The organism is Micromonospora chokoriensis, from assembly GCF_900091505.1.
In the GTDB taxonomy this organism is placed as follows: Bacteria; Actinomycetota; Actinomycetes; order Mycobacteriales; family Micromonosporaceae; genus Micromonospora; species Micromonospora chokoriensis.
The window spans coordinates 6,542,620-6,563,409 of sequence record NZ_LT607409.1 but is presented as its reverse complement, the minus strand read 5'-3'; the positions used below and the strand labels follow the sequence as shown (position 1 = coordinate 6,563,409).

Genomic DNA, 20,790 nt, shown 5'->3' with positions numbered 1-20,790 from the left:
GCACGGTGAGCGCGAGGAGTGAGCCGGGTTTGCGAGCCCCGCAGTCGCGAGCAGAGGTGGCGCCGTGAGCGCGAGGAGTGAGCCGGTGTTGCGAGCCCCGCAGTCGCGAGCAGAGGTGGCGCCGTGAGCGCGAGCGACGCTGGGCCGACGTTGGTGCTGGTGCTGGCCGTCGCGGTGCTGTTCGGGTGCGGGGTGATCCTGCTGTTGGAGCGCAGCCTGACCCGGATCCTGCTGGGTGTGATCCTGCTCGGCAACGGGGTGAACCTGTTGATCCTGCTGGGTGGGCGGTCGGGTGGGGCGCCGATCGTCGGCACCGGTCCGGTGGATCGGATGAGCGACCCGCTGCCGCAGGCGATGGTGTTGACCTCCATCGTGATCACCTTCGGGTTCACCGCGTTCCTGCTCGCGGTGGCCTACCGCAGCTGGTATCTGTCCGGTGACGACGAGGTGCCCGACGACCTGGAGGACCGGCAGATCATCCGCCGGGCCGGGCGTAACGAGGCGGGTGCCGTCGACCACGGTGGCGAGGGGCCGAACGGTGACCCGGAGCAGGTCGATCCGGAGCCTGCCCGTCGTCGGCTGCGGCGCGGGGACGAGGCGTGATGGGCGCGTTGGTGCCGCTGCCGGTGGTGGTGCCGCTGTTCGGTGCGGCGTTGACCCTGCTGTTGGCCGGGTGGCCCCGACTTCAGCGGGCGATCAGCGTGCTCTGCCTGGGCGGCACGCTCGTGGTGGCGTTGGTGCTGCTGGTGCAGGCGTACCGGCACGGGCCGGTGGTGGTGGCGGTCGGCGGTTGGCCGGCGCCGGTCGGCATCGTGCTGGTCGCCGACCAGTTGGCCGCGTTGATGGTGGTGGTGTCGTCGGCGGTGACCCTCTGCGTGCTGCTGTACTCGATCGGTCAGGGTCGCAGTGAGACGAGCGAGTCCACCCCGGTGTCGATCTTCCACCCGACGTATCTGGTGCTGACCGCGGGCGTGACCAACGCGTTCCTGGCCGGTGACCTGTTCAACCTCTTCGTCGGCTTCGAGATCCTGCTGGCGGCGAGTTTCGTGTTGATCACGTTGGGCGGCACCGAGACGCGGATCCGGACCGGGTCGACGTACGTGGTGGTCAGCATCCTCTCCTCGATGATGTTCCTGACGGCGGTGGGCCTGGTGTACGCGGCCACCGGCACCCTCAACCTCGCCCAGCTCGCCCAACGCCTCGACGACCTGCCGGACGGGGCCCGGCTGGCCCTGGAGTTGACGTTGCTGCTGGCCTTCGCGATCAAGGCGGCGGTCTTCCCGTTGTCGGCCTGGCTGCCGGACAGCTACCCCACCGCGCCGGCCCCGGTCACCGCAGTCTTCGCGGGTCTGCTCACCAAGGTGGGCGTGTACGCGATCATCCGTACCGAGACGTTGCTGTTCCCCGGTGGGCAGGCGGACACGCTGCTGATGGTGGTCGCCGGGCTGACCATGGTGGTCGGCATCCTCGGTGCGGTGGCCCAGTCCGACCTGAAGCGGCTCTTCTCGTTCACCCTGGTCAGCCACATCGGTTACATGATCTTCGGGGTGGCGTTGAGCACCGCCGCCGGGCTGTCCGGCGCGATCTTCTACGTGGTGCACCACATCACCATCCAGACCACGCTGTTCCTGGTCGCCGGTCTGGTCGAGGAGCGCGCCGGCAGCACCGACCTGCGTCGGATCGGCGGGCTGGCCCGGGTGGCTCCGCTGCTCGGTGTGCTGTTCTTCGTCCCGGCCATGAACCTTGCCGGGGTGCCGCCGTTCTCCGGGTTCCTCGGCAAGCTCGGTCTGCTCCAGGCCGGGGTGGCGGCCGGTGGGCCACTGCCCGGGGTGCTGGTGGCCGCCGGCACGGTGACCAGCCTGCTCACCCTCTACGTGGCGTCCCGGGTCTGGAACATCGCCTTCTGGCGCGCGCCCCGGCTGGCCACCGGTGAGCCCGTCGTCCAGTTGCCGAAGCTGATGGTCGGGGCCACCGTGGCCCTGGTCGCGCTCGGGCTGGTGTTGACGGTGTTGGCCGGTCCGCTCTTCGACGTCACCGCCGACGCGGCGGCCGACCTGCGGCTGCGTACCCCGTATGTGCGTGCCGTGCTTCCGGGCGGTGAGCCGTGACCGGCCCGGACGCACCCGGCCCCGGGGTGTCCGGACGCGGCCGGCTCGGGCGCTGGCGGGACCAGGTGGTGGCGCTCGGGTGGCTGGTGCTGGTCTGGAACCTGCTCTGGGGGGACGTCACCTGGGCGAACCTGGTCGGCGGCCTGCTGGTGGGCGGTGCGGTGCTGGTCTTCTACCCGCTGCCGGCGGTGAGCTTCGGTGGCCGACTGCGGCCCGGGGCGCTGCTGGTGTTCGCCGGCCGGTTCGTCGTCGAGCTGGTCACCGCGAGCCTGCACGTCGCCCGGATCGCGGTGCAGCCCGGCTGCCGGCCGCGTGGGGCGATCATCGGGGTCCGGTTGCGGGTGTCCAGCGACCTGAACCTGGCGCTCACCGCCGAGGCGGTCTCACTGGTGCCGGGCACGCTGATCCTCGAGGTGGACCGGGCCGCTGGCGTGCTCTACCTGCACGTGTTGGACACCCACCGGCCGGCGGACCTGGACGCGGCCCGGGAACGCACCCTCACCGTCGAACGACGGATCATCCGCGCGGTGGGCTCCGCCGCCGAACTGCGCCTCGTCGAGACCGGCACGTCCGAGAAGGGAACCCGCCCGTGACCACGTTCCTGGCCGTCGTCCTCACGGCTCTGTTGTCGGTGACGGCGCTGCTCGCGCTCATTCGCCTCTATCGCGGTCCGTCCCTGGTGGACCGGGTGATCGCCGCGGACATGCTGCTGGCCACCATGGTCGGCGCGGTGGGCGCCGAGGCGGCGGTCAACCGGCACGCCACCACACTGCCGGTGCTGGTCGTGCTCTCCCTGCTCGGCTTCGTGGGCTCGGTGTCGCTGGTCCGGTTCGCGGTCCGGGAGCAGCCGTGATCGCGACGATCGCGGACTGGCTCGGCGCGTTCTGCCTGGTGGCCGGCGCGTTGCTCGGCCTGGCCGCCGCGATCGGCGTGCTGCGCTTCCCGGATGCGCTGTCCCGGATGCACGCGGCCACCAAGCCGCAGGTGCTCGGGGTGCTGCTGTTGCTGCTGGGCATCGGGTTGCGACTGCGGTCCCCGGCGGATCTGGGCATGATCCTGCTGGTGGCCGTCTTCCAGTTGGCCACCGCGCCGGTGGCGGCCCAGATGATCGGGCGGGCCGCGTACCGGTCGGGGCGGCTCGACCGGAGCCTGCTCGACGCCGACGAGCTGGCCGACCGGTGACCCACCCGCCCCCGGGGAACCAGGCCTTGGCACACACTCCTCTTGATCTCTAGATGTCAACGTAGCTATGGCAGCGCCTGAACGCCTCTTGCTGCCTCGAATCGACAGCTGTGACGATGTGCGCCTCACAACGGGAGGTGATCCACTCCGACGCGTACGCGCGCTACCCGTCCGCGGCGAACGTCCTGGCGGACTACGGAATCCAGTCGGCCTACTCGAGACTGACGACGGGGAACGCCTACGAGGGGGAACAGGTTCGAGAAGGAGGTCGACCTCTACTGGGGCGGATACTTCGTCTTCGATACGGGGCGTCGCTGCGGCGGCACCTCCGAGTGCAACTGGTTGTACTGACCCCGCAGCGACCAGTCAGCCGGCCCCGAGCGGAGTCCGGGGCCGGCTGCCGAGCATCGCGACCATCTCTCAGCGGCCCTTCAGCAGGGACGGATAAAATGGCGGCATGATCGACTCTTCTGCCCAGGAGGGCAGCAGTAGCCAGCCGGGTCGTGCCCGGCATATTCCCGTACCGACGACCCCGGGAGCCCTGAGCGACCCGTGTTGATCGTCGTCGGTCTTCTCTTGATCGTTGTTCTCACCGCCGCCACGGGTTACTTCGTGGCGCAGGAGTTCGGCTACGTCGCCGTGGACCGGGGCAAGCTGCGTCAGCTCGCTGATGACGGCGACCAGGCCGCTGCCCGGGCCCTGACCGTCACCAGCCGGCTCTCCTTCATGCTCTCCGGCGCCCAACTCGGCATCACCGTCACCGCCCTGCTGGTCGGTTACGTCGCCGAGCCGTACCTGGGCGCCGGCCTCGCCGACCTGCTCGGCGTGGCGGGCGTCAGCGAGGGGGTCACCCTGCCGCTCTCGGTGGCGTTGGCCCTGGTCATCGCCACCATCGTGCAGATGGTCCTCGGTGAGCTGGCGCCGAAGAACCTGGCCATCGCGCGCGCCGAGTCGTTGGCCCGTGCGCTGAGCCGGTCCACCCTCGTCTACCTGGCCGTCGCGGGGCCGCTGATCCGGCTCTTCGACCGGGCGTCGATCCGGCTGCTCCGCCGGGTCGGCATCGAACCCATCGAGGAGTTGCCCAGCGGCGCCACCCCGGCCGACCTGGAGCAGATCATCGCCGAGTCCCGCGAGGAGGGCAGCCTGGACGCGGAGATGTCCACGCTGCTCGACCGAGGTCTGGACTTCCGCGAGCTGACCGCCGGGGAGGCCATGGTGCCCCGGGTCGACGTGCACACCGTACGGGCGCACGAGCCGGTCAGCCGGGTGGTCGAGCTGCTGGACACCGGCCACTCCCGCTTCCCGGTGCGCGGTGCGGAGGGTGTCGACGACCTGATCGGCGTCGTCGGCATCGCCGACGTGCTCGGCGTACCCCCGGGGGAGCGGGCGACCACCCCGGTGAGCGCGGTGGCGGGGCCGCCGCTGCTCGTGCCGGAGACGTTGCCCCTTCCCACGGTGCTGGACCGCCTGCGCTCCGGTCACCGGCAGATGGCCTGCGTGGTCGACGAGTACGGCGGCTTCGCCGGGGTCATCACCCTGGAGGACATCGCCGAGGAGCTGGTCGGCCCGATCCGGGACGAGGACGACCCACCGGAGCGGGCACCCGCCCGCCAGGACGACGGGTCCTGGGTGGTGCCGGCCCGTTGGCGGATCGACGAGGTCGCCGACAGCACCGGCATCGCCCTGCCCGAGGCGCCGGAGTACGACACCCTGTCCGGCTTGGTGATGCGGGAGTTGGGCCGGGTGCCGGAGGTCGGTGACCGGCTGGAGATCAGCCTGCTGCCGGAGGGCGCGGACGGCGAGGTCAACGAGGCGGAGCCCCGCGCGTTGGTCGAGGTGCTGGCCGTGGACCGGCATGTGGCTGACTCGGTGCGGTTGCAGCTGACCACGCCGGAGGTGTCCGCATGAGCGCGAGGAGTGAGCTTGCGAGCCCCGCAGTCGCGAATGAAGGCGGGCACCGATGAGCCCCGGGATCGCGCTGTTCAGTTCGGTGATCCTGCTGGCGCTGAACGGGTTCTTCGTGGCCGCCGAGTTCGCCCTGGTGGCCAGCAAGCGGTACCGCCTGGAGCAGGCGGCGGCGAACGGCGGTCGGGCGGCACGCGCCGCGCTGGACGGCGTCCGCGAACTGTCGCTGATGCTGGCCGGCGCGCAGCTCGGCATCACGCTGTGCACCCTGGGTCTCGGCGCGCTGGCCGAGCCGGCGATCGAGCACCTGCTCAGCCCACTGCTGCACGCGGTGGGCCTGCCGGACGCGGCCAGCCACCTGATCGCCCTGGTCTTCGCCCTCGGGGTGGTGACCTTCCTGCACCTGGTGGTGGGGGAGATGGCCCCGAAGTCGTGGGCGATCACCGACGCGGAGCGGTCGGCGACGCTGCTCGCGTTGCCGTTCCGGGCCTTCGCCCGGGTGGCGCGACCGGTGCTGTCCGCGCTCAACGCCCTGGCCAACGCGATCCTGCGGCTGTTCGGGGTCAACCAGCAGGATCAGCTCGCCCAGGTGCACGGCCCGGACGAGCTGCGGATCCTGCTGGAGCAGTCCCGTGAGCACGGGCTGCTCGGCGCGGAGCAGCACCAGCTGCTGACCAGCATGCTGGAGTTGCAGGGCACGTCGGTGGCGCAGGTGATGGAACCGTTCGCCACCATGGTCACCGTCCGTCGGAGCGAGCCCGCCGAGCGGATCGAGGAGGTCAGCCGGGACAGCGGCCGATCCCGCCTGGCGGTGCTGGACGAGCAGGGCGACGTGTGTGGCCTGGTGCACGTCCGGGAGGCGGTACGGGTGGTCACCACCGGTCGCGTCGCGACCGCCGGGGAGTTGATGACCCCCGCGTTCACCCTGCCCGCGACGTCCTCGGTCACCGAGGCCGTGGCGGCGATGCGGGCCCGGCAGTCGCAGCTCGCGTTGGTGCGCAACGGCGGCGGCCCGGCTCGACCGATCGGGTTCGTCGCCCTGGAGGACCTCCTGGAGGAGGTCATCGGGGAGTTCGACGACGAGACCGACGCGGTCCCGCGCGGACGCCGCCTGCGCTGACCTGCCGACCCGGCCGCGCCGATGTGTGCGGCCGGGTCGGCGCTGCCGCTGATGTGCGGCCCGGTCGGCGCTGCCGCGCTGACAGGTGCGGCCCGGTTGGCGCTGTCGCGCTGACAGGTGCGGCCCGGTCGGCGCCGCGGGCTTGAGGTCACGCCGACCGGGTAGGCGCGCCGGGTGGGGCCGACGGGGCCCCGGCCGGGAGGGGGCGCGCGGTGCGGCTGACGGGAGTGTCCCGGGAGTCCGGTTGGACCGGCCTGTCCGTGCAGACCACGCTCCCCAACCCGAGTACCCGGCCGGGCCTGCGCCTGCCGGGGCGGGTGACTGTCGCGGCCGGGCCGGAGGACGTGCTGGTCCGGCACATCCGGCTCGGTCTGGTCACCACTGTCGAACCGGACGACCCGTCCGCCGCCCGACGACTCGTGCAGTTCCACCAGGTGCCGATCGCCGGTCGGTTCGTCGTACCGGCCGGGCGGCGCAGGGCCGTCGACTTCGCCATGCCGTTGCCCTGGGAGACCCCGGTGACGACCTTCGGTGGGGTGCCGCTGCTGAGCCTGCGGATGGGTCTGCGGACCGAGGTATCCGTCGACCCCGACCTCGACCAGGGGGCGATGGTGCCCGTCTTCGTGCACCCGCTCCCCGCCCAGCAGCACGTGTTCGCGGCGTTGGACACGCTCGGCTTCGCGATTCGCCAGGCGGGCTTGCAGCAGGGTGAGCTGCCCGGGGTGGAGCAGACCCTGCCGCTGCACCAACGCTGGGGTTTCTGGGTGGGGCCGCTCTACGCCGGCCCGATCACCGAGCTTGAGGTGATCTTCGTGACCAACTCGGCGGGCCTGGAGGCGATCCTCTGGATGGACCGCCGGCTGGCGCTGGCCGGCATCACCCACCAGAGCATCAGCAGGTTCCGGATCTGGCACGAGGACGCCGACCGGCGGGACTGGGTCGCCACCGTGGACGGCTGGCTCCGCCAGGCGATCAACCGGCACGCCGCCGCTGCCGCCCACGCCGACTGGTCCGCGCAGATCGGCGGGTCCGCCCATGTCAGCCGCCACCCCGACGAGCCGATCCGCCCGGGCTTCGGGCTGGGCGGCACCGCCGGCGGCGCAGGCGTCGGCGGCGGAGGATCCGGCGGCGGCGACGGCACCTGACACCCCCCGCTCCGCCCCAGCCCCCACCCCCAACCCTGTCGATCATGGAGTTGTGGTGGGATGAAAATCCTGCTTCACCCCTTTTGGGGGCACCACAAGTCCATGATCGACGCGAGGGTCCGCGAGGGTCCGCGAGGGTCCGCGCCGACCGGGTCAGCCGGCGGTTGCGGTGGCCAGTTTGAGGCTGAAGGCCAGGAACAGGGCGGCCACGGCGGTGGTGCCACCGGCGGCCAGGCGGCGACGTTGCCGGAACTGGGCGGCCAGGAAGGTGCCCGCGAAGATCAACGCGGTCAGGTAGAGCGCGCTGGTGACCTGGGCGATCAGGCCGAGCAGCAGGAACGACAGCGCCGGCCAGGCGTAGTCGGGGTCGACGAACTGGATGAAGAACGAGATGAAGAACAGGATCGCCTTCGGATTCAGCAGGCTGATCACCAGCGCCTTGCGGAACGGGCTGCGCAGCGCCGCCGGCTCCGCGGCGTCGATGAGCCGCGGCGTGCTCGGGTCGTTGCGGTCGCGCCAGCGCCGCACCGCGCCGAGCAACATGGTCACCCCGACATAACCGAGGTACGCGGCGCCGGCGTACTTGATCACCAGGAACAGCGGCGGGTACGCCTTGAGCAACGACGCCACCCCGGCGGCGGAGAGGAACATCAGCACCCCGTCGCCGACGAACACGCCCCCGGCGGCCCGGTAGCCGACCGCGACACCTCGTTTGGCCGCCGTGGAGAGCACGAAGAGTGAGTTCGGCCCGGGCAGCAGGATGATGGCCACGGTGCCCAGCACGTACGTCCAGATGTCGGTGATCCCCAGCACGCCCGCCATCATCACGCCACCGGTGTCGTACGGCGAAGTCTTTCTCGCAGCCTGGCCTGTGCGTTCGGCCACTCGTCGAGGGTCATCGCGTACTGGACGGTGTCCCGCCAGGAGCCGTCCGGGCGCTGCCGGTGCATCCGCAGGACCCCTTCCCGGGTCGCGCCGAGCCGTTCGATGGCCGTCTGGGAGCGGACGTTGCGGATGTCGGTGTGCCAGGCCACCCGGACCGCGCCCAGGTCGTCGAAGGCGCGGCCGAGCAGCAGCAGCTTCGCCTCGGTGTTGATCCCGGTACGCCACCACTGCCGTCCGAGGAAGGTGTGCCCGATCGCCACCGCCCGCCGCTCCGGGTCGATGTCGTAGTAGGACGTGCTGCCGACCACCGCCCCGGTGACGGCGCACCGCTGCACCCAGGCCACCCGCTCGCCGCGGTGCTGCGCGGCCAGGGCGGTGCCGATCACCTCCGCGGTGCCGGTGGGCGCGGTGGGCGGTGCGACGGTGAGGTGTCGCCACACTTCCGGGTCTGCGGTGGCGGCGTGCAACTCGTCGGTGTGCGCGAACTCCAGCGGCTCCAGCCGGACGTGGTCGCCGTGCAGCGACACGGGGTCGTGCCACCGGGTGCGGGACGTCCGCAGGAACGCCGGCAGCGGTGCGGTGACGCCGGCGTCCGGCTCGGGTCGTCCGGGGGTCAACCGCAGCGGCAGTACGCCGGCCCAGTGCGGCAGGTGCAGGTCGGCCTCGTCCTCGCGGACCCCACCGGTGCGGGACCGGACGGACACCTCGCGCAGGGGCAGCGCCAGCACGGCGGTCTCGGCCAACTCCCGCCGGCTGGGCGGACGGGTGTCGGTGCTGCGTCCCGGGCCGACCTTCTCCACCAGCGCGGTGAGCATGGCGAGCTTCTCCCGCTCGTCGGTGACCAGTCGCGCGGTGCCGTGCGCGACCACCGAGCGGTAGTTGGCGCTGTGGTGGAACTGGGAACGGGCGTAGACCAACCCGTCGAGCACCGTCACCGCGACGCAGACCGGCAGCCCGTCGCCCCGGGCGGCCAGCAGTGGCCGACTTCCGGTGGATCCGTGCAGGTAGAGGGTGTCGCCGATGCGTACGTGCAGGGTGGGCAGCACCCGTGGCTGGCCGTCGACGGTGAACCCGAGCGCGCAGTCGTACGCCTCGTCGAGCACGGCGTGGGCGGCGGCCTCGTCGTAGCTCATCCGTTCGCGGGAGCGGTGGGGTGTGGTCCGGGCGGTGGGTGGATACATGCGCGCGCCCCTTTGTTCTAGTACAATCCCTTGTTTGTGTCAGCACGCTATCAGCTCAGTGGTACGACGGCCGTCGAGATTTCGGCCGGCATCGAGTCGGGCATCCGTACCGGCACGCTGTCGCCGGGGGCCGCGCTGCCACCGGTGCGGGCGCTCGCCGCCGACCTGGGTGTCAGCCCCGCCACCGTCGCCCGCGCCTACCAGGAGCTGCGCCAACGTGGCCTGCTCGTCACCGCCGGGCGGCACGGCACCCGGGTCCGTCCCCGCCCCCCGGTGGCCGCCCGCCGCTCCGCGCTACGCCCGCCACCACTGCCCGGGGCCCGGGACCTGTCCCGGGGCGAACCCGACCGCCGGCTGCTCCCGCCACTCGGCCCGCACCTGGCGGCGCTCGCCGCCGACGCCGGCCCGTCGGTCAGCTACTCCGACGCCGGAGTGCTGCCCGAGTTGGCCGAGGCCGCCCGGGCCCGACTGGAGGCCGACGGCGTGCCGGCCGGGGAGCTGACCATCACCGGCGGCGCGCTGGACGGCATCGAGCGGCTGCTCGGCGCCCACCTGCGCCCCGGCGACGCGGTCGCCGTGGAGGACCCGGGCTGGGCCAACCTGCTCGACCTGGTGGCCGCGCTGGGGTTGCGCCCGATCGGCGTACCGGTGGACGACGAGGGTCCGCTGGTGGCCGGGGTGGCCGCCGCGCTCACGGCCGGGGCGCGGGCGCTGGTGGTCACCAGCCGAGCGCAGAACCCGATCGGCTCGGCCGTCTCGGCGGAGCGCGCCGAGGCACTGCGCGCGCTGCTCGCCGGCCGGCGGGACCTGCTGCTGATCGAGGACGACCACGCCGCCGAACTGGCCCGCGTACCCCTGCACCCGCTGGCCGGTGCGACGGCGAGCTGGGCGTTCGTGCGGTCGGTGAGCAAACCCTTCGGCCCGGACCTGCGGCTCGCGGTGCTGGTCGGCGACGAGACGACGGTGGCCCGGGTGGCCGGTCGGACCCGGGTCGGCGCGGGCTGGGTCTCCACGGTGCTGCAACGGCTGGTCCTCGCCCTCTGGCGCGACCCCGCGGTCGACGAGTTGGTGCGGCGGGCGGCGCAGAGCTACGAGCAGCGGCGCGAAGGGCTGCTGACCGCCCTGGCCGAGCACGGCCTGCGGGCGCACGGGCGCAGCGGCATCAACATCTGGCTGCCGGTGCCGGACGAGACCAGCGCGGTCACCGCGATGCGCGACGCCGGCTGGGCGGTGGCCCCCGGCGCTCTCTACCGGATCGCCGCCGCGCCCGCCGTGCGCGTCACGGTCAGCTCGCTGCACACCGACGACCTGGCCCCGCTGGCCGCCGCGCTGGCCCACGCCGCCGACCCCACCCCGCCCCCGGGGTTCACCACCTGAGCGGCCGTGCTCCGCCACCGTGCACCCGGTGTCTACGGTTCGGGCAGAAAGTGCGAGGTTGCGAGGATTCGGGGTGAACGGGGCGGGTATGCGGGCCGCTGGAGGTGGGAACCATGGCTTCTCCCGGAGCACGCAAGGGAATCTGGATCGTGGTGGCGCTGGTGATCATCATCATCGTCATCGTGCTGATCGCCATCGCGTCCGGTGGTGACGGTGGCGGAAACGGTTACTGAGATCGTTAGGCCGGTGGGCGTACCCGGCACCGGGCATCGAACGGGTATATAACAGTCGGCATGGCCGAGCAGACCCGGAACGCCCCGGGCGCCCAGCGGTTCATCCCGCCCGACGCCGACACCATCGACGCACTGCGCACCGCCGCCGGCGGCTGTCGGGGCTGCGAGCTGTACCGGGACGCCTCGCAGACGGTCTTCGGCCGGGGCGACGAGAGCGCCCGGGTGGTGCTGGTCGGCGAGCAGCCGGGCGACATGGAGGACCAGAAGGGCCTGCCCTTCGTCGGCCCCGCCGGTCGGCTGCTGCGTCGCGCCGTCGACGACGCCGGGCTGGACCCGCGGCACCTCTACCTGACCAACTCCGTGAAGCACTTCCGCTTCGAGCTGCGCGGCAAACGGCGGATTCACCAGACCCCCGACCAGGCGCACATCACCGCCTGCCGGCCCTGGTTGGTCGCCGAGTTCGCCCGGTTGCGCCCGGAGATCGTGGTGGTGCTCGGCGCGACCGCCGCCAAGGCCCTGCTCGGGCCGTCCTTCCGGGTCACCCGGCAGCGGGGCGAGCTGCTGCCCTGGCCCGCCTCGGCCCAGCGTCCGGAGGACTTCCAACGGGTGCCGGTGGACAGCGCCGGCAAGCGCGCCGACATGCCGCAGGCGCGCCTGCTGGCCACCATCCACCCGTCCGCGGTGCTGCGCGCCGACGACCAGGACAAGGCGTACGAGGGCCTGGTCGCCGACCTCACCATCGTCACCCGCGCCCTGCCCGAGTAGCCCGGCGTCGACACCGATGGGCGTCGTGCCGGTGCGCCTGTCGAGGCTGCGAGGGCTCAGCCGTCCGTCATGATCTTGCCGAACGCGTCCCCGCGCCCGGCCAAGATCCGCGCAACGTCGGGGAAAGTGCTGCCTCCGGGCACGCTGAGGCAGCACCATCCCTGACGTTGCGCGGATCATGCGGGGCGCGGGGCGCGGGGCGCGGGGTGGCGCGGGGCGTGGGGCGTGGGGGCGTGGGGCGTGCGGAGTGGCGCGGGGTGTGGGGCGGCGGGCGGCGGGTTGGGTGCGCGAGGATGGGGCCACCCTCATCGTAAGGAGCGTCGATGGCCACCGACCTGACCGCGCCGGGCACCGCCGCTCGCCCCGACATCGCGTCGATCCAACGCCGTACCCTGCGGCTGCTCTTCACCACCCAGATCGTCGGCGGTGTCGGCGTCACCATCGGCATCGCGGTGGGCGCGCTGCTCGCCGCGCGGATCGCCGGCACCGCGGTGGCCGGTGTGGCACAGAGCGCGGGGGTGGTCGGCGCGGCGTTGCTCGCCGTCCCGGTCACCCGGATCATGGCGCGGCACGGGCGGCGACCGGGGCTGGTGGTGGCGTACGCGGTCGGTGCCGTCGGCGGCGTGCTCGTGGTGCTGTCCGCGATGACCCACTGGATCCCGCTGCTCTTCCTCGGCATGTTGCTCTTCGGTGGGGGCACCGCCGCGAACCTCCAGGCCCGCTACACGGCGGTGGACCTCGCCGAGCCGGCCCGACGGGGCCGGCAGCTCTCCCTGATCGTCTGGGCGACCACCATCGGTGCGGTGGCCGCGCCGAACTTCGCCGCCCTGGCCGACCGGGTCACCACCGGCTGGGGGTTGCCCCCACTCGCCGGCCCGTTCGCGTTCAGCTCGGCAGCGTTCGTGCTGGCTGCCGTCGTACTCCTCGGGTTGCTCCGGCCCGACCCGCTGCTCACCGCGCGGCGGCTCGCGGCGGCCGACACGCCCGTCGTTCCGCCGACCGACGCCGCCGCGACGGCCGCGGTGGCGGAGGCGCCGGCCGCCGCGCCGGTAGCGGTGCGCGCGCCGCGCGGCGCGGGGATGCGGGCGGCCTGGTCGGTGGTACGCGCGCGACCCGCCGCCCGGCTCGGCGTCGCCGCCGTGGCGGTCGGTCACCTGGTCATGGTGGCGGTGATGGCGATGACCCCGGTCCGGCTCGGCGAGTCGCACGCCGACGCCGACGTGCTGCGCCTGGTCGGCATCGTGCTGAGCCTGCACATCGCCGGCATGTACGCGTTCTCCCCGGTGGTGGGGTGGCTCACCGACCGGCTCGGTCGGCGGGCCGTGATCCTCGGTGGGGTCGGGTTCCTGCTGGCCGCCTGCGCGGTCGCCGGCACCGCCGGACACCACACACCCCGGCTCTCGGTGGGTCTCGTCCTGCTCGGGCTGGGCTGGTCGGGGACGATGGTGGCCGGCTCGACGCTGCTGTCCGAGTCGGTGCCGGCCGGGGTGCGGCCGAGCGTCCAGGGGTTCTGCGACCTGGTCATGGGGTTGGCCGGGGCTGCCGCCGCCGTGGTCAGCGGGTTTGTCATGCAGTTCGCCGGTTATCCCGTGCTCACCCTGCTCGCGGCGGTCGCGGCGGCGCCCCTGGTGGCGCTAGCGTTGCGCCCGGTGCCGACCGGGGCACCGGACGAGGAGGGCTGATCACGTGCGGCTGACCGACTTCTGGGCGCGCCTGGAGGAGGCGTTCGGGCCCGGCTACGCGGCGAGCATCGCCCGCGATCAGGTGCTGTCCCAGCTCGACGGACGGACCATCGAGCAGGCGTTGGCGGCGGGTGAGCGGACGAACGTGGTGTGGCGGGCGGTCTGTGCCGCGTACCCCGACCGGGTGCCCGCCCGACTACGCTGAGCAGCCTTTTCGTCACTTCCGCGTGTCGCTTGTCGAGTCGTACACCTGTTCGGCTATTGTCCACAGCGGGGTGCTCGTCCACAGCTCGCGGCCCGTCGGCTGGTTTTCTGTCGGACCTAGCGCCTAGCGTGTCCGCGTGACGCGAAGCTCAGCAAAGACGCCGGCGAAGGCAGGGGTGGCAACCATGGCAGCAGGACCTGACCGGGAGAAGGCACTCGACCTTGCTCTCGCTCAGATCGACAAGCAATTCGGCAAGGGCTCGGTGATGAGGCTGGGGGAGCGGCCTGTCGTCCAGACCGCCGTGATCCCGACCGGCTCCATCGCGCTCGACGTGGCGCTCGGCGTGGGCGGCCTGCCGCGGGGTCGGGTGATCGAGGTCTACGGCCCCGAGTCCAGCGGTAAGACCACGGTGGCCCTGCACGCGGTGGCCAACGCCCAGCGCAACGGCGGCATCGCCGCCTTCATCGACGCCGAGCACGCGCTCGACCCGGAGTACGCGAAGGCCCTCGGTGTCGACACCGACGCGATGCTGGTCTCCCAGCCGGACACCGGCGAGCAGGCGCTGGAGATCGCGGACATGCTGATCCGCTCCGGCGCGCTCGACATCATCGTGATCGACTCGGTGGCTGCCCTGGTGCCGCGCGCCGAGATCGAGGGCGAGATGGGCGACAGCCACGTGGGTCTCCAGGCCCGGTTGATGAGCCAGGCCCTCCGGAAGATCACCGGTGTGCTCAGCAACACCGGCACCACGGCGATCTTCATCAACCAGCTGCGGGAAAAGATCGGTGTCATGTTCGGCAGCCCGGAGACCACCACCGGTGGTCGGGCGCTGAAGTTCTACGCCTCGGTCCGGCTCGACGTGCGACGCATCGAGAGCCTCAAGGACGGCACCGACGTGGTCGGCAACCGCACCCGGGTCAAGGTCGTGAAGAACAAGGTCGCCGCACCGTTCAAGCAGGCCGAGTTCGACATCATGTACGGCAAGGGCATCTCGCGGGAGGGCTCGCTGATCGACGTCGGCGTGGAGCAGGCGATCATCCGCAAGTCCGGAGCGTGGTACACGTACGACGGCGACCAGCTCGGTCAGGGCAAGGAGAAGGCCCGGGAGTTCCTGAAGGAAAACCCGGACGTGGCCGCCGAGATCGAGAAGAAGATCCTGGAGAAGCTCGGCGTCGGTGTCGGCGCGGGTGACGCCGCCGGTGGCCCGGAGCTGCCGCCGGTCGACTTCTGACCGGTCGCTGACCCATGGCAGGACGACGCGCCCGCACGGGGCGGGGCTGGGATGCCAGTCCGTCCCGTGCGGGCGACGCCGCTGACCCACCGCGTCCCCGTCGGGGACGACAGGCCGAGTCGTCGGCAGACGAACCGGCGCCCCCGCCGCGCGACGAGTCCGAGGTGGCCCGCGAGATCTGCCTGCGCCAGCTCGCCGTCCGGCCACGCACCCGAGCCGAGCTGGCCGGGGCATTGGCCAAGCGGGGCATCTCCGAGCAGGTGGCGGCCGAGGTGCTCGACCGGTACGACGAGGTCGGCATCATCGACGACGCCGCGTTCGCCCGAGCGTGGGTGTCCAGTCGGCACACCGGTCGCGGGCTGGCTCGCCGTGCCCTCGCCAACGAGTTGCGCCGTAAGGGCGTCGACGGCGACGTGGCCACCGAGGCGTTGGGTGAGTTGGACGAGGAGACCGAGGCGGACACCGCCCGTGGTCTCGTGGAGCGCAAGCTGCGCACGGCCCGGGGCGAGCCCGATGCGGTCTTCCGCCGGCTGGTGGGCATGCTGGCCCGCAAGGGTTACCCGCCGGGGGTCGCGATCCGGGCGGTGAAGGATGCGCTGGCCGCGCAGAGCGCCGAGGCGGCCGAGTTCGCCGCGCAGATCGACGCCGACGCTCTCGCTGACGCCGAGGGCGACCTGGACCGCGACACCCGCGTGGTGGAGTGACCGGTCGGCGGGGCTGTCGGGTTGGACGGTGACGGCGGGCGGCGGCTCGGTGCCGACGTCATGGTTGTCACAAAGTCGGCTCTGCTCACCGGGGCGTCGTCCCTGAACAGGTACGACATGTCAATCACGCCTGCCGGGTCGCGGTTTTTGTCACTCTGTGTCCGCATCGACATCAGCTTTGGGTGACGATTCAACTTCTCTCCGTTCGGGGGGTTTGATCATGAGTCCTTGACCAGAGCACCCCCGGAGACCTAGCCTCGCCATACAGGCTCACATTGCCCGACCATCGCAGGCTAAGCGCACAACATAGATCGCGTAACAAGACAGCATCACTTTGGCCGACTCCGCGGCCTTTGGCGGCAGCTCCGGACTGGCCGGTCCGGGACGCCGCGACAACTGCACCCGGTCGCCGACGCTGCCCGCGGGCACCGCCGGCGGAGAGAGCTACCCACGGCCAGCCGCTCCGGTCGGGCGTCCACAGCCGCAGGAGTGTGCCCCGGCACGGTCGCTGCGGTCTCGACGTTAGGGGAGGCGGCCATGGCGGGGCGGCGGCACAGGTTCACCGGTAGACCCGACGGGGTCCCGGCATGAACGCCTTCGACGTCGTGCTCCTCGCGGCCGTCCTCGTCCTCGCGCTGGTCGTGATCGGAGCCGTGCTGGTGGGCATCCGGACGATGCGCCGGATGGGTGCCGGGCCGGCTCCGGAGGATCCCGCCTTCATCGCCGAGAAGGATCGTCAGGAGCAGTCGCTCGCTGCCCTGCGAACGGCGGCCGACGAGGCGAACAGCACGATCGACGTGGCGAAGTCCGCCGCCGCGGCGGCCCGCACCGAGGCGGCGGCGGCGAAGGCGGAGGCGAAGGCGGCCCGCGCCGAGGCGCGTCGGGTGCTCGACGACGCCCGTGCCGAGGCGGACACCGTCCTGGAGCGCGCCCACAAGCAGGCCGAGGCGGACGCCGAGCAGCTGCGCACGGCAGCGCGGCGCAGCGGCGAGCGGGAGGTCGCGGTGCTGGCCGCCACCACCCGGGAGCAGGCCGCCGAGGTGGAACGCCGGGCCGCCCGGATGGACGAGCGGGAGCGGATGCACACCGAGGAGGTGGAGCGGTTCGCCGAGCGGGAGCGGCAGCTCACCGCCGCGAAGGCCGACCTCGCCGCCCGGGAGTCAGCGCTCGCCCAGCGGGAGGTCGAGCTAACCGAGTCGGAGGAACTCCGGCGCCGGGAGTTGGAGCGGGTGGCCGGGCTCACCGCCGAAGCGGCCCGGCTGGAGCTGGTCGAGGCGATCGAGACGTCCGCCAAGCGGGAGGCGGCACTGCTCGTACGGGACATCGAGTCCGACGCGCGCACCACCGCCGAGCAGCGGGCCCGACACATCGTGGTGGACGCGATCCAGCGGGTCGCCAGCGAGCAGACCGCGGAGAGCGTGGTCAGCGTCCTACACCTGCCCGGTGACGAGATGAAGGGGCGGATCATCGGCCGGGAGGGGCGCAACATCCGCGCCTTCGAGTCGGTGACCGGCGTCAATTTGATCATCGACGACACCCCCGAGGCGGTGTTGCTGTCCTGCTTCGACCCGGTCCGCCGGGAGGTGGGCCGGCTGACGCTGGAGAAGCTGGTGCTGGACGGTCGGATCCACCCGCACCGGATCGAGGAGGTCTACGACCTGGCCCGGCAGGAGGTGGAGGAGCTCTGCCTCCGCGCCGCCGAGGACGCCCTGGTCGAGGTCGGCATCACCGAGATCCACCCGGAGTTGGTGACCCTGCTCGGCCGCCTGCGCTACCGCACCTCGTACGGGCAGAACGTGCTCAAGCACCTGGTCGAGACCGCGCACATCGCCGGCATCATGGCCGCCGAGCTGCGGTTGGACGTGCCGATCATCAAGCGGTCGGCGTTCCTGCACGACATCGGCAAGGCGCTCACCCACGAGGTGGAGGGCAGCCACGCCATCATCGGCGCGGACCTGGCCCGCAAGTACGGTGAGCACGAGGACGTGGTGCACGCCATCGAGGCGCACCACAACGAGGTGCCCCCGCAGACCATCGAGGCCGTCCTCACCCAGGCGTCCGACGCCTGCTCCGGCGGTCGGCCGGGCGCGCGTCGGGAGAGCCTGGAGGCGTACGTCAAGCGGCTGGAGCGGATCGAGGAGATCGCGGCCGGCAAGCTGGGCGTGGACAAGGTCTTCGCCATGCAGGCCGGCCGGGAGATCCGGGTGATGGTCAAGCCGGACGACGTGGACGACATCGGGGCGGCCGTGCTGGCCCGCGACGTGGCCAAGCAGATCGAGGAGGAGCTGACCTACCCGGGTCAGATCCGGGTCACAGTGGTCCGCGAGTCCCGGGTCACCGAGATCGCCCGCTGACCGGCCGCTCTGATCGACTCGAGTTCAGCGATATCGGGGTATCCCAGACGAAGGAATACCCCGATATCAAACGAACTCGAGTCGATCATGCAGCGGACGGCCCGGCGGCCCGTCCGGTCAGATCATCCGGCCGGCGGCATCGCCAACGTCCTGGGCGGGCAGCACCTTCGCTGCCGTCCGCGGCGTCCGGCCCATTCGCTTCTGCAGCCACCAGGCCAGGACCGACAGCGCACCGCAGATGGCGATGTAGATCGCCGCCACGATCAGGTACGTCGGCACGTACGGCAGCCCGAACGGCAGGCGGCCGCCGATCTGCTTACCCACGAAGAGCAGTTCGGGGTACGTGATGATGAAGCCCAGCGCGGTGTCCTTGAGCAGCACGACGAGCTGGCTGACGATCGCCGGGAGCATCGACCGCACCGCCTGCGGCAGCAGGATCAGCCGCAGCACCTGGTTCTTGCGCATGCCGACCGCGTAGGCGCCCTCGGTCTGCCCGTACGGGACGGCGTTGATGCCGGCCCGGAAGATCTCCGCGAGCACCGAGCCGTTGTAGAGCATGAGGCCGATGACCAGCGCCCACAGCTTGTCGATCGACCAGCCGTACTGCAGCGGCACGTAGTAGCCGAAGAAGATCAGGATGAGTAGGGGGATCGCCCGGAACAGCTCCACGACGAAGGTCGCCGGGGTACGCAGGATCCACTTGTCGCTCAGTCGGGCACTGGCGAACACCGCGCCGAACAGCAGCGCCAAGACCGCGGCGATGCCGGCGGCCTTCAGCGTCGCCCAGAGCCCACCGAGCAACTCGCGTTGCACCGAGGCGTACTGGAACTGCTCCCACTTGCGGGCCTCGAACTGACCTGTGTCGGCGAACTTGTAGCCGATGTAGGCGAGTAGCGCGATGATGCCGGCGGTGGAGGCGATCCCCAGGATCGCGTTGCGCCGTTTGGCGCGGGGCCCGGGCAGGTCGTAGAGGATCGACGCCTGGCTCAACTCGGCCACCTTCCGTTCGCGACCAGCCCGTTCATCGGGCCACCCTCCACTTGCGCTCCAGGAACCGCTGCAACGCCACCAGCGGCAGGATCAGGATCAGGAAGCCGATGGTGATCCAGAGCAGGACGGCGAACTGCGGCTCGCCTCGCTCAGCCATGTACGCGGGGATCGCGCCGGCCTCCAGCACCGAAAAACCGGCGGCGATGGTGGTGTTCTTCAGCATCGCGATGAACACGCTCACCATCGGTGGGACCATCGCTCGCAACGCCTGCGGCAGCACGATGAGCGTGAGCACCTGACTGAAGGTCATGCCGAGCGCGCGGGCTGCCTCGGCCTGACCGGCGGCGACCGTGTTCACGCCGGAGCGGATCACCTCACACACGAAGGCGGAGGTGTAGACGGTCAGCGCGATGGTGGCGCTGGCGAAGTAGTCGATGTTGACGTCCAGCTTCGGCACCGCGAACACGAGGAACGCGAAGACCAGCGTCAGCGGGGTGTTGCGCACCAGGTTGACGTACGTGGCGCCGAACGCGCGCAGCGCCGGCACGGGGGAGACCCGCATCGCGCCGAGCAGCATGCCGAGGACGAGGCTGCCGACCGCGGCGATCAGGAAAAGTTTGACGGTGTTGGTGAACCCGTCGACGAACAGTTGCCCGTTGTCCGTCAGTACGCGGAAGAACTCGCCCATGCCTCGCTCTCAGTCCTCGGACGGACGCCGGACGGGGATGAGCCCCGTCCGGCGTCACCACTCGTGTCGAGCCGGTTGAATCAGTACCGCTCGAGGGTGGGCGGGGTGCCGGCCGAGCCGGACAGACCGAGCGTGCCGTCGTAGATCTTCTGCCAGGTGCCGTTGCCGAACGACGCCTCGATCTGGTTGTTGACGTAGTCGCGCAGGGCCTTGTCGTCCTTGGGCAGGCCGATGCCGTACTTCTCGGTGCTGAACGGCTGGCCGACCACCTTCAGCTCGCTCGGGCTCTGCGCCGCGTAGCCCTTGAGGATCGCGTCGTCGGTGGTGACGGCGTCGACCTTCTTGTCGAGCAGCTGCGAGACGCACTCCGAGTAGGTCTTGAACTCGACGATGTTGTTCGCCTCGGTCAGACCCTCGTCCCGGACCTTCTGGATCGGCGTCGAGCCGGTGGCCGAGCAGACCTTCTTGCCCTTGAGGGTGTCCTTGCCGGTGATCGACGTCTCGTCCTTGCGGACCAGCAGGTCCTGCCCGGCAACGAAGTACGGGCCGGCGAAGGAGATGTCGTTCTTGCGCTTGTCGGTGATCGAGTAGGTGCCGACGTAGTAGTCGACCTCACCACCCTTGATCGCGGTCTCCCGGTTGGCCGACGCGATCTCCTTGTACTCGATCTTCGCCGGGTCGATGCCCAGCGTGCTCGCCACGTACTGGGCGATCTCGATGTCGAAGCCGCACCGCTTGCCCTGGGCGTCCTTGTAGCCGAGGTTCGGCTGGTCGAACTTGACCCCGACGGAGACCTTGCCGGCGGTCTTGATCTTCTCGAAGGTCGGGCTGCCGGCGATGGCGGCGTCGGTCTTCGGGGTGAAGGTCGCGCCGGAGCTCTTGCAGGTGTCCGACTGGGCGGCACCGGAGGCGCTGCCGCCCGCGCTCGGGGTCGGCTCACCCTCCTTGCCGCACGCGGCGGCCGACAGGGCGAGGGAGGCCATCATGGCGACCGCCGCCACGCGCTTCATACGCATACTCTTCTCCTTCTTCAAC

General features: G+C 71.4%; 20 protein-coding genes. 15 read left to right on the top strand and 5 right to left on the bottom strand.

Annotated elements, in window-relative coordinates:
• Positions 1-123 precede the first annotated feature (123 nt).
• The 8 genes from GA0070612_RS29745 (at position 124) to GA0070612_RS29710 (ending at position 7,460) form a co-directional block, all read left to right on the top strand.
• Positions 124-603: a Na(+)/H(+) antiporter subunit C gene (locus GA0070612_RS29745; protein WP_088990927.1), complete on the top strand. Its 480-nt coding sequence runs from the start codon at positions 124-126 to the stop codon at positions 601-603.
• Positions 603-2,108, top strand: a complete 1,506-nt coding sequence (locus GA0070612_RS29740; RefSeq protein WP_088990926.1) for a Na+/H+ antiporter subunit D — start codon at positions 603-605, stop codon at positions 2,106-2,108. Before GA0070612_RS29745 ends, GA0070612_RS29740 begins: the two co-directional genes overlap by 1 nt.
• Positions 2,105-2,701: a Na+/H+ antiporter subunit E gene (locus GA0070612_RS29735; protein WP_088990925.1), complete on the top strand. Its 597-nt coding sequence runs from the start codon at positions 2,105-2,107 to the stop codon at positions 2,699-2,701. Before GA0070612_RS29740 ends, GA0070612_RS29735 begins: the two co-directional genes overlap by 4 nt.
• The gene (locus GA0070612_RS29730) at positions 2,698-2,961 is read left to right on the top strand and encodes a monovalent cation/H+ antiporter complex subunit F (protein ID WP_088990924.1); all 264 of its coding nucleotides are present in this window, start codon (positions 2,698-2,700) and stop codon (positions 2,959-2,961) included. Before GA0070612_RS29735 ends, GA0070612_RS29730 begins: the two co-directional genes overlap by 4 nt.
• The gene (gene mnhG, locus GA0070612_RS29725) at positions 2,961-3,290 is read left to right on the top strand and encodes a monovalent cation/H(+) antiporter subunit G (RefSeq protein WP_088991858.1); all 330 of its coding nucleotides are present in this window, start codon (positions 2,961-2,963) and stop codon (positions 3,288-3,290) included. Before GA0070612_RS29730 ends, mnhG begins: the two co-directional genes overlap by 1 nt.
• A 552-nt stretch (positions 3,291-3,842) precedes the next feature.
• Positions 3,843-5,198 carry a hemolysin family protein gene (locus GA0070612_RS29720; RefSeq protein ID WP_088990923.1) on the top strand — a complete coding sequence of 452 codons (1,356 nt, stop codon included), beginning with the start codon at positions 3,843-3,845 and terminating at the stop codon, positions 5,196-5,198.
• A gap of 52 nt (positions 5,199-5,250) precedes the next feature.
• Positions 5,251-6,315 (top strand): hemolysin family protein, encoded by a 1,065-nt coding sequence (locus GA0070612_RS29715; RefSeq protein ID WP_088990922.1) that lies wholly within the window; start codon positions 5,251-5,253, stop codon positions 6,313-6,315.
• A 212-nt stretch (positions 6,316-6,527) separates the two neighbouring features.
• Complete coding sequence (locus GA0070612_RS29710; RefSeq protein WP_088990921.1) at positions 6,528-7,460, top strand: sporulation protein; 933 nt, start codon at positions 6,528-6,530, stop codon at positions 7,458-7,460.
• A 153-nt stretch (positions 7,461-7,613) separates the two neighbouring features.
• Here the strand turns inward: GA0070612_RS29710 and leuE are convergent, their stop codons facing one another.
• Positions 7,614-8,285: a leucine efflux protein LeuE gene (gene leuE / locus GA0070612_RS29705; RefSeq protein ID WP_088990920.1), complete on the bottom strand. Its 672-nt coding sequence runs from the start codon at positions 8,283-8,285 to the stop codon at positions 7,614-7,616.
• Positions 8,285-9,526 (bottom strand): bifunctional pyridoxamine 5'-phosphate oxidase family protein/GNAT family N-acetyltransferase, encoded by a 1,242-nt coding sequence (locus GA0070612_RS29700; RefSeq protein WP_088990919.1) that lies wholly within the window; start codon positions 9,524-9,526, stop codon positions 8,285-8,287. Before GA0070612_RS29700 ends, leuE begins: the two co-directional genes overlap by 1 nt.
• A gap of 36 nt (positions 9,527-9,562) precedes the next feature.
• On the opposite strand from GA0070612_RS29700, the gene GA0070612_RS29695 reads away from it, so the two are divergent.
• From GA0070612_RS29695 to rny, 7 genes are all read left to right on the top strand, one after another.
• On the top strand, positions 9,563-10,903 hold the full coding sequence (locus GA0070612_RS29695) for an aminotransferase class I/II-fold pyridoxal phosphate-dependent enzyme (RefSeq protein WP_088990918.1): 1,341 nt from the start codon (positions 9,563-9,565) through the stop codon (positions 10,901-10,903).
• Positions 10,904-11,196: 293 nt separating this feature from the next.
• Positions 11,197-11,901 carry a UdgX family uracil-DNA binding protein gene (locus GA0070612_RS29690; protein WP_088990917.1) on the top strand — a complete coding sequence of 235 codons (705 nt, stop codon included), beginning with the start codon at positions 11,197-11,199 and terminating at the stop codon, positions 11,899-11,901.
• A gap of 323 nt (positions 11,902-12,224) precedes the next feature.
• Positions 12,225-13,583: an MFS transporter gene (locus GA0070612_RS29685; protein ID WP_088990916.1), complete on the top strand. Its 1,359-nt coding sequence runs from the start codon at positions 12,225-12,227 to the stop codon at positions 13,581-13,583.
• A 4-nt stretch (positions 13,584-13,587) separates the two neighbouring features.
• Positions 13,588-13,788, top strand: coding sequence for a DUF3046 domain-containing protein (locus GA0070612_RS29680; protein ID WP_088990915.1), 201 nt, complete (start codon positions 13,588-13,590; stop codon positions 13,786-13,788).
• A gap of 184 nt (positions 13,789-13,972) precedes the next feature.
• Positions 13,973-15,019 carry a recombinase RecA gene (gene recA, locus GA0070612_RS29675; RefSeq protein ID WP_088990914.1) on the top strand — a complete coding sequence of 349 codons (1,047 nt, stop codon included), beginning with the start codon at positions 13,973-13,975 and terminating at the stop codon, positions 15,017-15,019.
• 14 nt (positions 15,020-15,033) lie between these two features.
• A complete protein-coding gene (locus GA0070612_RS29670; RefSeq protein WP_088990913.1) occupies positions 15,034-15,723 on the top strand; it encodes a regulatory protein RecX in 690 nt (229 codons plus the stop codon).
• Between the two features lie 587 nt (positions 15,724-16,310).
• On the top strand, positions 16,311-18,077 hold the full coding sequence (rny, locus tag GA0070612_RS29665; protein ID WP_088990912.1) for a ribonuclease Y: 1,767 nt from the start codon (positions 16,311-16,313) through the stop codon (positions 18,075-18,077).
• Positions 18,078-18,194: 117 nt separating this feature from the next.
• Here rny and GA0070612_RS29660 read toward each other — a convergent pair whose 3' ends face one another.
• The 3 genes from GA0070612_RS29660 to GA0070612_RS29650 form a co-directional block, all read right to left on the bottom strand.
• Entirely contained in the window at positions 18,195-19,067 is an 873-nt protein-coding gene (locus GA0070612_RS29660; protein ID WP_088991857.1) for an amino acid ABC transporter permease, read from the bottom strand.
• Positions 19,068-19,098: 31 nt separating this feature from the next.
• Positions 19,099-19,755: an amino acid ABC transporter permease gene (locus GA0070612_RS29655; RefSeq protein WP_088990911.1), complete on the bottom strand. Its 657-nt coding sequence runs from the start codon at positions 19,753-19,755 to the stop codon at positions 19,099-19,101.
• An 80-nt stretch (positions 19,756-19,835) separates the two neighbouring features.
• The gene (locus tag GA0070612_RS29650; RefSeq protein WP_088990910.1) at positions 19,836-20,771 is read right to left on the bottom strand and encodes a glutamate ABC transporter substrate-binding protein; all 936 of its coding nucleotides are present in this window, start codon (positions 20,769-20,771) and stop codon (positions 19,836-19,838) included.
• Between the last annotated feature and the right edge of the window lie 19 nt (positions 20,772-20,790).